This window comes from Streptomyces sp. AJS327 (assembly GCF_013450295.1).
Taxonomy (GTDB): domain Bacteria; phylum Actinomycetota; class Actinomycetes; order Streptomycetales; family Streptomycetaceae; genus Streptomyces.
This window is the reverse complement of sequence record NZ_SKBR01000001.1, coordinates 1,709,573-1,721,211: the sequence shown is the minus strand read 5'-3', so window position 1 is coordinate 1,721,211 and position 11,639 is coordinate 1,709,573. Positions and strand designations below refer to the sequence as shown.

Sequence of the window (11,639 nt, the reverse complement as noted above, 5' to 3'; positions counted from 1 at the left end):
TCGGCTGTTGTCGCCTGCGGGGCCGCACCCCGGGCCAACGGGCCGTCGAGCCACGGTTATGGCGTGATCGCGCCACGCTGCGCGCTGCGGTTTCCCGCACCTGTTCCGGCGCCGACGTCCGCCAGCCCGTCGATGGCCACGCGCGCCGCCTGCCGGAGTGCCGCGCGGACGTCCTCCACTGCCGCACCACGTGCGAGCTTGAGGAAGGCCGTGTTCACCAGTGCGCCGATCAGCGCACCGACCGCCGCCGAAGCCTCGGCCTCGTCGATCTCGTCCCCATAGGCGTCCACCACGGCGACCGTGATCTGGCGCTGAGCGTCGAACACCCAGTACAACGCACGCGTCAGCAGCGGCGGAGAGGACAGGATGAGCCGCACCCGCAGCGAAGGGAGTTCATCGGTGAACTCGGACTCCCCCGGCGAGGCCACCGCGTGCTCGATGGCGTTGAGCAGCGACTCCGCGAGAGTCTCCCCGGGGCGACGACCGGACACCTCCCGCACGAGCGCGGCCACCCGCGCTCCGATGTCGGCAAACAGGATGTCCTCCTTGCCGGGGAAGTAGCTGAAGAACGTCCGGGTCGAGATGTCGGCGGCGGCGGCGATCTCGGCCACCGTCGTCGCCTCGTACCCCTGATCAGCGATCAGCCGTACCGCGGCGTCGACGAGCGCGCGCCGGGTCCGCAGCTTCTTACGTTCCCTCAACCCCGTCCCGTTCGTCACGGTTGCATTTTACAAGAGCCTCGACAGCCCATACATTTTCGCACTGCTTGCAATATTGCACTCACTGCTATTTCATTGCGTCATGGACAGCATGCTGAATGCCCTCGGCCGGGCATGTGCCGTACGCCCCTGGTTAACGATCACCTCCTGGCTCGTGGTGACCATCGCGCTCCTGGGGCTGGGACAGGCTGCTGGTGGCACCTTCGTCAACGACTTCCGGGTACCGGGCGTCGAGTCACAGAAGGCCACGGACGAGGCACAGGACCACTTCCCGTCCGTCGGCGCGGTCACCGCACAGGTCGTGGCGCACGCACCCGAGGGCGAGTTGGACAGCCCGGGCCGTGCCGCCGCGGTCAACCGAATGCTCGACCGGATCAGGAGCCAGTCGGACGTCAACCGGGTGAACGCTCCCGTGGTCGGCGAGAACGGCAAGGCCATGATCACAGACGTCAGCTTCGACAAGGACTTGGGCGACCTCGACGCCACGCACTACCAGCGCCTGGACGAGGCAGCCGATCCGGCGCGCGGCACGGGACTCGACGTCGAGTTCCGCGGCATGGTGATCGACCTCGGCACCGAACCCACCACCGGCGGGTCCGAACTCGTCGGCGTCGGAGCCGCGTTGATCGTGCTGATCATCGCGTTTGGGTCACTGGTGGCCGCCGGGTTGCCGCTGGCGGTCGCCACGATCGGCATCCTGGCCGGCACCGCGCTGGTACTTCTGGTCGGATCGATCATGGCCATCCCGACATCCGCGCCGATCATCGCCACGATGCTCGGGCTCGGCGCAGGAATCGACTACGCACTGTTCATCCTGAGCCGGTTCCGGAACAACCTGGCCAACGGCGAGAGTCCGCCCGATGCTGCCGGGCACGCCTCGGCGGTCGCCGGACACGCTGTGGTGTTCGCTGGCGGGACTGTGGTCATCGCGATCCTCGGACTCAACCTGGCTGGCATCCCGTTCGTGGGCGCCATGGGCATCGCAGCCGCCATCACCGTGGCCGTCATGATGGTCGCAGCGCTGACACTCCTGCCCGCGCTACTCGGGCTGCTCGGACACCGCGTGAACTCGTTGCCCCTGCCACGGCTGCGGCCCACCCGGCCCGTCAGCGAGGCAAGCCATGCCCGGGGTGGGCATGCCGACACCCGGGCCGGCCGTCTGGGCGGCCACGTGTACCGCAACCGCGTCGTCTACGCCTGTTCCGCGACGGTCGTGCTGCTCGCCCTCTCCGCACCCTTGCTTTCACTGCGGCTCGGGAACCCCGACGACGGCACCCAGCCGCCCGAACTCACCCAGCGTAAGGCGTATGACCTCATCGCCGAGAACTTCGGCCCCGGTTGGAACGCGCCCCTGGTCGTCACGGTGACGGGGGCGGAGAAAGGCGGCGCCGAGAAGCTCAGCGCGGCGCTGGGCAAGGACCCCGAGGTCGCTCAAGTGACACTGCCTCAGCACAGTGAGAACGGCCAGGCAGCACTCCTCACCGTCGTACCGAAACACGCGCCCCAGGACGAAGACGTCAGCTCCCTGGTCCACCGGATCCGGGACGACACCGCTCCCCGGGCGCTCGCCAGCACCGGTGGCGAAGCGCTGGTCGGTGGTTCCACGGCTCTTCAGATCGACATGACGGACGTGATCGCCGAACGACTGGCGTGGGTCGTGCTCGCCGTGGTCGGGGCCGGAACCCTCCTGCTGGTCGCCATGTTCCGTGCCCCCGTGGTCGCCCTCAAAGCGGCCTTCATGGCACTGCTGTCGATCGGTGTCTCCTTCGGCGTTGTCACCGCGATGTTCCAGTGGGGCTGGGGGCTGGACCTGATCGGCGTCGACAAGACCGTACCGATCGCCTCACCAGTGCCGATGCTCATGTTCGCGGTACTCTTCGGACTGTCCATGGACTACGAGGTCTTCCTGCTCTCCAGCGTTCGGGAAGCCTACGACAGGACACGCGGCCCTCGGCAGGCGGTCATCGAGGGCCTGTCCTCTACCGCCGGGGTCATCACCGCTGCGGCCGCCATCATGACGTGCGTCTTCCTGAGCTTTGTCGCGGTTCCCGACACGCTCATCAAAATCATCGGAGTCGGCCTGGCCGCAGCAGTGATCATCGACGCCACAGTCATCCGGATGGTGCTCGTACCTGCGACGATGGCGATCCTGGGCCACTGGGCTTGGTGGCAACCGGGGAAGCGCCGACCCACCTCCGGAAGAACCTCGGTGGAGGCCCGGGCAGCCGAGCCGGAGGACGACCGACATGAGCAGGACACGGGCCAGACACTCGTCGACACCTCGAAGCATGCTCCCGAAAACCCACCCACTCACTGACCCGAAACCCCTGGGCCGGGACCGCGCGAGGCGGCAGCAAGCTCCGAACCTCGGCGGACCCGGCGGCCTGGTCGATGTGGCGGACAGCCGGGCGGAGGAGGGGCCCCCGGCGTCGGCGCCCTGGGTATCGGCGAAGGAGTTTCCCGAAGGCACGGGCGTCACGGGCCAGTCCGCGATCGGATGCCCAACTACCGGTACGTATGGCCAAGATGCCGTACAGCTGTCTTGCGCCTCAGGAAGAGGACGTTGACGATCTCCAGGTTGACGCCGTCCTCGGCGGCGGAGCCGGAGCACGCTTCCCTCCACGTGAACCCGCAGGGGCGGGGCGCTGCGAGGCGAGTTCGGAACCCCGGCGGGTCAACTCACGACGTCCTAAGCGCTCCAGGGTTGGGTACCGGTCGTCTCAGCGATCTCGTTCCAGACCCGCAAGCGCATCACAGCCACGGCGCTCCACACCTGCCGACAACCCCATGAGTATCGCTCGGAGACGCTGTGGCCGTCTCGTGGGCCCACACGGCGCTCTCAGCCTGACGCCCGCCGTTCGGCCTCCGGCCCGCGGAACACACGACGGCCAAGGCAACCCCGATAGCGCGGAACCGGCGCGCAGCGCACGACTGAGCATCACGCAATAGGAAAGCAAGTGTTGTGAAGACATCCCAGGCTTTTCACTCCCAGGGAAGTGAACTCGCCGAGGTTGGATGACAGATTCGGGCACTGGCCCCCTGGAGCAGGCTAGCTCCCGTCAGCAGATTCCCGGGCGGTTAACAAGCGCGACAGTCAGGGAGGACCAGGTGTGGCGCGAGCACATTCCACGACTGAACAGCGACGTGACCCTCTGCGACCAGCAGACGTGGAGGCGGTGAACGAAGCGGAAAACCGGCTCGTCGAGCCCGGCTCCGAGGCATTACGGAGTCTGCTTTTCGAGACGAACGGCGTGGTAGATGGCTACGGAACAGACGTCGTCTGGGGCGCGGAGGATCTCCGCCGACAACGAACACTTCCGGAAGAGAACGGAGTTCGCCCAGCTGTACACCCCCTTTGACTGCATGGTCTTCTTCGGCGACAACGGAGGCGGCGACCAGTTTCCTTCAATTCACTCTCTGAAGACCCTCAGGTCTACGTCTGGGATCATGAGTCCGACGACCGTTACGTGGCAGCAGAATCACTGGAGCACTATCTGGACTACTGCCTCGGCTGTTCCACCATGGGAGAAGACTGGTACCGCTCCGACGAGTAGATAACACGTGCCCTCCTTCGAATGACCTCGCGGCGTCGACTCGTTGTGGGACTAAGAGGTCACGCAGATTGGGGGCAGAGGGGGCCTCGGTAACTCGACGGGCGCACCGTGGTCATCATCGAGTCGCGACGCTCTGTGATCACTAGGGATGCCTGTACCCGCTCTGTCATCAGGGCTACCCGAACCCCTCTGGTGCGCAACTAGAGCTGACAGGCGTGGACGACTCACCGCTGGGACGAACGCCGGAACCGCCGACCTCTTGCGGCTGCCATGTCAGTGCTGGCCGCCAGACTGCCGCCATGGGCTTTGACGAACTGTTGCAGTGCCTTGCCGAGGCTGAGTCAGGAAACCTGCGACCAGAGCTGACCGGTGGGCGGTTCCTGGTCGTGACGTACCTCCCTGGGGATGATTCCGGCACAGGCACAGCGGAGCTCGCGAAATTCTCGGCGATCCGGCTGAGACCACCGAAAGGGCGAACGCGGCTGCTGGCGACGAAGAGTGCGAGTGCTGTCCTTTCGGCGTCGTCGGGACCGCCGCGTCCTTCTACGAGGCGCTGGACGTGCTCGGTGAAGACCTCGACTGCGAAGAGACGTTGGCGGAGCTCAACCAGGAGCTCGATCTAGAGGACGACGAGGACTTCGAAGACGACGAAGGCGGGGCGGACGGGCAGGACAGCGAGGACGACCATGTGGCCGCGCACCGTGACAGCGAGAGAGCGGCTGTCCTGACACGCATACGCTCGCCGCGGCGTCGCGCTGTCGCGCACTTGCTGATCGGTACTGCCTTCGGCCCGATAGACGTCGTATGGGAGGACTTCGAGGAGGACGCCTACTTGGGCCACGTGGCGGCGCATCTGCCTGGGGCGAGGTTCGTGACGCTGGTCAGTGCGGCTCCGCCGAATCAGGAGCTGGCTTTCGCGATCCTTCAGCTTCAGCCTGTCGGCACGCCGGAGGTGGGCGACCGCGCCCTGCTGCTGGCCGCCGCCGCGGGAGATCCGACAGTGCTACGCGCCGCGATCAGCGACGGCGCAAACGTCAGCGCTGTCGACGAACACGGCGCGACACCTCTGCACCACGCCGTGGCGGCGCGTGCCGATCCGCGTGCCCAACTGGCGTTCGGAAACGCGCCGCAGTTCGCGGCGGCCGCCAGCACCGGCCGTCCGACCCCCGTCTCCCGGCGGATCGGAGGCGAGGAGCACCGGGCCGTCCTGTGGTCCCTGCTCGACGCGGGCGCGGAGACCAACGCTGTCAACACCGGGGGCAAGACCCTGCTGGATCTGGCCGTCAGGTCGTGGCCGTACCCGGAGCGGGAGGTGCAGCGGCTTGTCGAGCGGGGAGCGGTCGGCCGGGAACTCAGAAACGCGAGTGTGGACTCACTCGTCAGGCGCCTTCCGTACGGTTACGAGGAGGACCTGCGCGTGCTGAAGAACCAGGTCCGCTTCTTGCTCGACGTCGGAGCGCCGTACGGACACCCTCTGGACGCCCTGCTCGCCCTCACCGGCTACTACGAGCGGGAGGTGTCTGGTGACTACCTCGCGGAACTAGTCGACATCATGGTGAACCGGGGAGTGGGGGATCGGCCGGGCACTCACGACAGGACGGCGCGGGAGTCCGCCCAGTGCTGGGTCGATCGAGGCCTGACCCACTACCAGGCGATGGTGGATCGGCTCGCCACGGTGGCGGACGATATCGGTTGAGGCGTCAGTCGCCCGCCCGGACGGGTGTGTCGACTTGTAAGTCGCGCGGATAGGCGTGGGGTCATGCTCGGCGGTTCGGGCGTTCGTCCCAGCGGTGGGTTGTCCATGCTCGTCGGATCAGGCCGCGGACGACGATGATGGTGTGCGAGGTCGAAGAAGGCGTCGATGACGGTGGCGCGGCGTTCGTAGGGGCGGGCGAACCGTTGGAAGGCGTTCAATTCGGCGGTGCGGACGGCGCGTTGATCGTCCAGGACAGCGGTTTCCCCAAAAGGGAACCGCTGGGGCCGGTGTCCATCGGAGCCATACACGCGGGTCTGCTCCCGTGGAGTGGGGACCGCCCTCGACACGTCGCCCCGAACCCGTCGAAGGTCGTCCGCGCGGGCCTCCAGCGCACCTCCCCATCGCGGAGATGGGCCGGCAACTTCCACCGCGCGCCGGGAGGCGGCTGAACCGGGCTGGCCGGCGGGCCGGGTTCGGGGGGCGGGGGGTGCTGGCAGGGCTATCCGGTCGCCGGTGCGTTCCACAGGCCGGTGAGCGCGTCGATGAGCAGCTCGGCCGTGTCCGTCCAGACGGAGGGCGGGTAGGACTCCCCTCCGGCGAGGCCGCGTTCGCGCTCGACGCACATCTGGACGATGAGGTGCCGGGCCATCACGCCCCGGGCCGCCTGGACCGTCGGGGGGAGGTCGGGCAGGCAGGCGTTGAGGCCGTCGAGCAGCGTCTGGAGTGCGGGAGCGGCGGCGGGTTCGGCGGCGATGGTCTCGTAGAGCGCGGGGTCGGCTGTGACCTGGGCGTTGAACCGGGCGTACCAGGTGGGGCTGCCCAGGCCGTCCAGATGCTCGGTCACGGGGCGGACCATGCACGCCACCCAGTCCCGCAGCACCGTGGATCCCCTGCTCTCCGCGACCAGCCGGGCGCGGATCAGCTCGATCTGTTCGGTGTGCCGCCGGGAGATCGCTCGCACGAGGTCGGTCTTGCCGCCGAAGTGGTAGTTGACCGCGGCGGTGTTGCCCTGACCGGCGGCGTCGCTGATCTGTCGGTTGGAGACGTTGTAGACGCCGTGTTCGGCGAAGAGGCGCTCCGCCGCCGTGAGGATGGCCTCCCTGGTCGCCTCGACCTTCTCCTCGCGCACGCTTCTACTGGTCACTGGCCTCACCGCTCCGGGACGTCGCGCCGCGGTGGGGTGGCCCGTCCCCCGTGCCACCCGTGGCCCACTCGTCCTCGTCGTGGGTGGGCGCCGCGGCGTTCCAGACTACCGAGGCCGCGGGCCGCGGGCCGGGGTCCCCGCGTCTGGGGGCGGGGGCGGGACGCGTTTCGCGGATCGGGCATCGCTGCCTCCTGTCGTCCCGGGCGGCGCTTGACCGGGCGTGTTCCACCGCCCTACATTTTAATTCAACGACTTGATTTAAAAGTCTGTCGCTCATCGTCCCACTTGTCCAGACGGAGGCCCCTTCCCATGCCCGACGCCCCCAACGCGCCCGCCGACACCGGGAAGGTCGCGGCCCGGGCGAACGCCGTCGTGGCGGTGCTGGCCTTCGCGGGAATCGTGGTCTCGCTGATGCAGACCCTGGTCATCCCCCTGGTACCGCAGCTGCCCGAGCTGCTCGACGCCGCGCCCTCCGACGCCACGTGGGCCGTCACCGCCACGCTGCTCGCCTCCGCCGTCGCCACCCCGGTCGTCGGCCGTCTCGGAGACATGCACGGCAAGCGCCGCATGCTGCTGGTCAGCCTGGTGCTGCTGACCGCCGGATCGGTGGTGTGCGCGCTCTCCGACTCCCTCGCGCCGATGATCATCGGACGCGCTCTGCAAGGGCTGTCCGCGGGCGTGATCCCGGTCGGCATCAGCATCATGCGCGATGAGCTGCCGGCCGAGAAGCTCGCCTCCGCGACCGCGGTGATGAGCGCCTCGCTCGGCGTCGGCGGCGCCCTCGGGCTGCCCTCCGCCGCGCTGATCGCCGACCACTTCGACTGGCACGTGCTGTTCTGGGTCTCCACCGTCGCCGGTGCCCTGGCCACCGTGCTCGTCGTCAGCCTGGTTCCGGAGTCGCGGGTGCGGACCGGGGGCCGCTTCGACCTCGTCGGCGCGCTCGGTCTCTCGGCCGCGCTGGTCTGTCTGCTGCTCGCCATCTCCAAGGGCGCCGCCTGGGGCTGGACCAGCGACACGACGCTCGGCCTGTTCGTCGTCGGCGCCCTGGTGCTGCTCGTCTGGGGCGCCCACCAACTGCGCACCTCGCACGCCCTGGTGGACCTGCGGGTCGCCGCCCGTCGGCAGGTGCTGTTCACCAACCTGGCGTCGATGTCGTTCGGCTTCTCGATGTTCGCCATGTCCCTGGTGCTGCCCCAGCTGCTCCAGCTGCCCGAGGCCACCGGCTACGGTCTGGGCCAGTCGCTGCTCGTCTCCGGTCTGGTACTCGCCCCACAGGGCCTGGTCATGATGGCCATGGCGCCCTTCTCCGCACGGATCTCCCGGGCCCAGGGGCCGAGGGTGACCCTGATGGTGGGTGCCGTCACGGTCGCCGCCGGCTACGTGCTCAACATGTTCCTGATGTCGCAGATCTGGCAGCTCGTGCTGGCCTCCTGCGTCATCGGGGCCGGTGTCGGACTGGCGTACGGGGCGATGCCCGCCCTGGTCATGAGCGCCGTCCCGGTCTCCGAGACCGCCGCCGCCAACAGCCTCAACACGCTGATGCGGGCCATCGGCACCTCGGCCTCCAGCGCTCTGGCCGGTGTGGTGCTCTCCCAGATGACCGTCAGCTTCGGCCCGGCCGAGGTCGCTTCGCAGAACGGGTTCCGGACGGTGATGGCCATCGGCGCCGGCGCCGCCGTGCTGGCACTGGCGATCGCCTCCCTCATCCCGCGCCAGCGGCCGACGTCCACAGGGGACGGCGCTACGCACGGCGCCCCCGAGCCCGTGCCCGCGGGCCGCGTCGAGCGGCGCGCCTGACCCCGGGGAGGCGCCCCGCGCATTCGGGCAGGCGGGTCACGGGGACGCGGATGTCCCCTGACGGGTGCTCGGGGTGCTCGGGGTCAGTGCCGTGATGGGGGCAGTGGCCACGACGCCCCTCCCGGCAAGGATCATGTCCCCACGGGCGCGCGAGGACATGCCACGGCCCCGGCAGGGCACGCGCCGCGCGTGAGGTGCGGCTCCTGCCGGGGTGTGGCGAGCGAGCGGGGGTCCGTCACCCCGCCGTACGGAGTTCCGCGGCCGTCACATTCCGCAGGTGGGCGCGGACCAGAACTGACCGCCACCGCCCGCGACATGCGTGTGGTCGTCGTGTCCCGGGTAGCCGGGGCCGAGGATCTCACCGAAACCATGGTTGCGGGCCGCGAGCGCGAGGGCGCAGAAGCCCTGCGAGCCCGCTCCCAGGTCGGCCGCGTGACCGTACATATGGCGGCTGTTGGCCGCGCCGCCCACGTTGGAGTTGCAGGACACGCTGCGGAAGCCGCCGTTCACCACGATCGGCTTGTCGCCCATGGCGTGCCGCATGGCCTGCAACTTCCACATTGTGACCAGGGCGTTGGCCTTGGCGGTGGCCGCCGAGACCTTTCCGCCGGACCAGTCGGAGTTGCAGTTGTTCAACTCGTCGTAGGTGAAGTTGGCCGGCGTACAGTCGTCGTCCTGCAACGCGTAGATCTTGGCGAAGGTGTTGGGTCCCGCGATGCCGTCGGATTCGAGCCCGTAGGCCGACTGGAAGCGCTGCACCGCGGCCTTGGTGGCCGGGCCGTACACGCCGTCCAGGGCAAGGTCGGCGCCGGCGCCCGGGTAGCCCGCCACCCGGATCTGGAGCTGACGCACGGCTTCGCCGGTGGAGCCCTCGCGCAGGGTGCCGCTCCACGTGTAGCAGGCGTCGGCGGCCCCCACCTCGGATGAGGAAGCCTGGGCGGTTCGGGTGGGCTCGCCGGTGGCCGCGGAAGCGGGGATCGCGAACGTCATACCGAGGACGGCCGCGGCGGCCGCCGCCAGCATGGTGCCGGAACGTCTCTTTGCCATGGGATCTCCAGAGGGAGTGGGGACAGGAACGTGCGGTGTCCGGCGGCGCCGCGCGGGGCGCCGCCCGGTCTGCGGGAGGGGATGTCGGTGCGGGTCGCCGGAAGCCTCGTGTGCGGCCGACGGCCCGTCGGTGACGTGTTCCCCAGGTGCGTGCTCGGGTACGGGAGTTGGCTTGCTGGGAGGGACGGTCAGGCGGTACCGGGGACGGTCCGCCGGGAGGGATGGCTTCGCCGGGTGGAGGCGTTCGGGCCGGGCACGCATCGCTGTCCGGTCGCGCTCCGCCGACGTGATCGAGTGGGCCGGTGACGCCAGTTCGCCGGGGTTCTGCCCCGGTTCGCCGTGACCGTGCCCGAAGGCGCGTGCGCACGGGCCACCGCCCAGCCGTCGCCTCCGACGGCCGCGCGTCCGGCGCGCCTGGACACCGCGTCCGGCCCGGTTGGGCCCGCTCGGCCCCGCCGGGACATGGCCGAGCGGAACCCGGCGCCGCACACCCGGTCAGGGAATGACGTAGGCGGTGACGGCCCTGTGGTTGGAGTACGAACCGCCCGCCATCTTCTCCGTTACCGTCGCGACCTCGCGGAATCCGTTCGCCTTCTTGGCCAGCAGGACGTCGACGCGGCGTTTGTTCAGCGTGTCGTGCCGGGAGGGGCAATCCCGGCCGCCGCACTTCTCGGCGATCGGGTCGGCGAAGCCGTAACCGCGGGCCTTGCTCCACCAGTTGCCGACACCGACGTCGATGTTCGCGTCCCCGGCGACGATCCTGACATCGCCCCCCAGGTTGTCGACCGCCCTGTTCGCCTCCCTGATGTTCTCGGACGCGCAGTCGGGACCGTTCCACTTGGCGGTCGGCCAGTGGATCGAGGCGACGGTGACGTCCTTCTTCTCGACGGTGTCACGCAGCCGTACGGCGACGTTGTGCACCCGGTCCTGACTGGTCTCGGTGGGTTCGAGGTTCCGGCACTTGCCCTTGGCGCCCTGGGGGGCGTCAGACCGCCACGTGGTGGCGTCCTCCAGGGTCAGCCGCTGGGTTCGGTAGATCACGGCGTTGGTCTGCTGGTTCTTCAACTTGCCGCACTTGCTGGTGTAGCCCATCGAACCGGGATCGGCGACCGCTATGCGCCCTTTGAAGGTTCCGGGCAGTTCGTCGGAGAGTCGCTTGGTGAGGGCCTTCAGCTGTTCGGAGTCCGAGATCTGCTGCACGGTGAGGATTCCCGGACTGCGGGGCTGGCTCTTGACGTACTCGATGAGCCGATCGAACCGGTCACCGGAGCAGGACTCCGGCACCATGTTCTCGATGTTGTTGTTGTAGGTCACCAGCGGCTCGGGCGCGGCCGTGGTTTCCGGCGCGCCCTGGGCCACGCCGCTTCCCGTGACGGCCGCGACGGCCATGACAGCCACGGCACTCACTGAAACGCGGACTGACGCGCTACGTCTGGAACGCGACATGCGGGGTCCTCCGTTGTGGGGGTGTGGGCCAGAGTGGCACAGGCACGTCGGAATGTGAGCACCTCCGTTCCAGAAAACTCACAACTCCCCTACAGCCGCGTTGTGTTGATCTCCGCGAGCGCCCAAAGCCCGGTCCTCGTCGCGGCGATGCGGGTCCCGGAGCGGAGCCACTCGCTCGCGGTCCCCGCACGGGGGCTGGGCGCCCGCCGTCGTGGAGGTGCGCCTACTCTCGTGGG

The 11,639-nt window shown here is 68.9% G+C and carries 7 protein-coding genes and 1 pseudogene; 3 read left to right on the top strand and 5 right to left on the bottom strand.

Annotated features, from left to right (window positions below; all coding sequences use genetic code 11):
- Window positions 1-56 precede the first annotated feature (56 nt).
- Window positions 57-719: a TetR family transcriptional regulator gene (locus E0L36_RS06930; RefSeq protein ID WP_180927926.1), complete on the bottom strand. Its 663-nt coding sequence runs from the start codon at window positions 717-719 to the stop codon at window positions 57-59.
- Between the two features lie 82 nt (window positions 720-801).
- On the opposite strand from E0L36_RS06930, the gene E0L36_RS06925 reads away from it, so the two are divergent.
- Window positions 802-3,036 carry an MMPL family transporter gene (locus E0L36_RS06925; RefSeq protein WP_180927925.1) on the top strand — a complete coding sequence of 745 codons (2,235 nt, stop codon included), beginning with the start codon at window positions 802-804 and terminating at the stop codon, window positions 3,034-3,036.
- Window positions 3,037-4,832: 1,796 nt separating this feature from the next.
- On the top strand, window positions 4,833-5,969 hold the full coding sequence (locus E0L36_RS06920; RefSeq protein WP_180927924.1) for an ankyrin repeat domain-containing protein: 1,137 nt from the start codon (window positions 4,833-4,835) through the stop codon (window positions 5,967-5,969).
- 61 nt (window positions 5,970-6,030) lie between these two features.
- On the opposite strand, the pseudogene E0L36_RS06915 reads toward E0L36_RS06920, so the two are convergent.
- Together E0L36_RS06915 and E0L36_RS06910 are read right to left on the bottom strand one after the other, a co-directional pair.
- Window positions 6,031-6,193 (bottom strand): annotated as a pseudogene (locus E0L36_RS06915) (IS5/IS1182 family transposase); the annotation flags it as partial.
- Between the two features lie 275 nt (window positions 6,194-6,468).
- On the bottom strand, window positions 6,469-7,113 hold the full coding sequence (locus E0L36_RS06910) for a TetR/AcrR family transcriptional regulator (protein ID WP_180927923.1): 645 nt from the start codon (window positions 7,111-7,113) through the stop codon (window positions 6,469-6,471).
- A 309-nt stretch (window positions 7,114-7,422) separates the two neighbouring features.
- Between E0L36_RS06910 and E0L36_RS06905 the strand changes: the two genes are divergently transcribed.
- A complete protein-coding gene (locus E0L36_RS06905) occupies window positions 7,423-8,910 on the top strand; it encodes an MFS transporter (RefSeq protein WP_180927922.1) in 1,488 nt (495 codons plus the stop codon).
- 264 nt (window positions 8,911-9,174) lie between these two features.
- Here the strand turns inward: E0L36_RS06905 and E0L36_RS06900 are convergent, their stop codons facing one another.
- Together E0L36_RS06900 and E0L36_RS06895 are read right to left on the bottom strand one after the other, a co-directional pair.
- Window positions 9,175-9,900, bottom strand: coding sequence for a D-Ala-D-Ala carboxypeptidase family metallohydrolase (locus E0L36_RS06900; RefSeq protein ID WP_374705512.1), 726 nt, complete (start codon window positions 9,898-9,900; stop codon window positions 9,175-9,177).
- A 552-nt stretch (window positions 9,901-10,452) separates the two neighbouring features.
- Window positions 10,453-11,355, bottom strand: a complete 903-nt coding sequence (locus E0L36_RS06895; RefSeq protein ID WP_180927920.1) for a hypothetical protein — start codon at window positions 11,353-11,355, stop codon at window positions 10,453-10,455.
- Window positions 11,356-11,639: the final 284 nt, after the last annotated feature.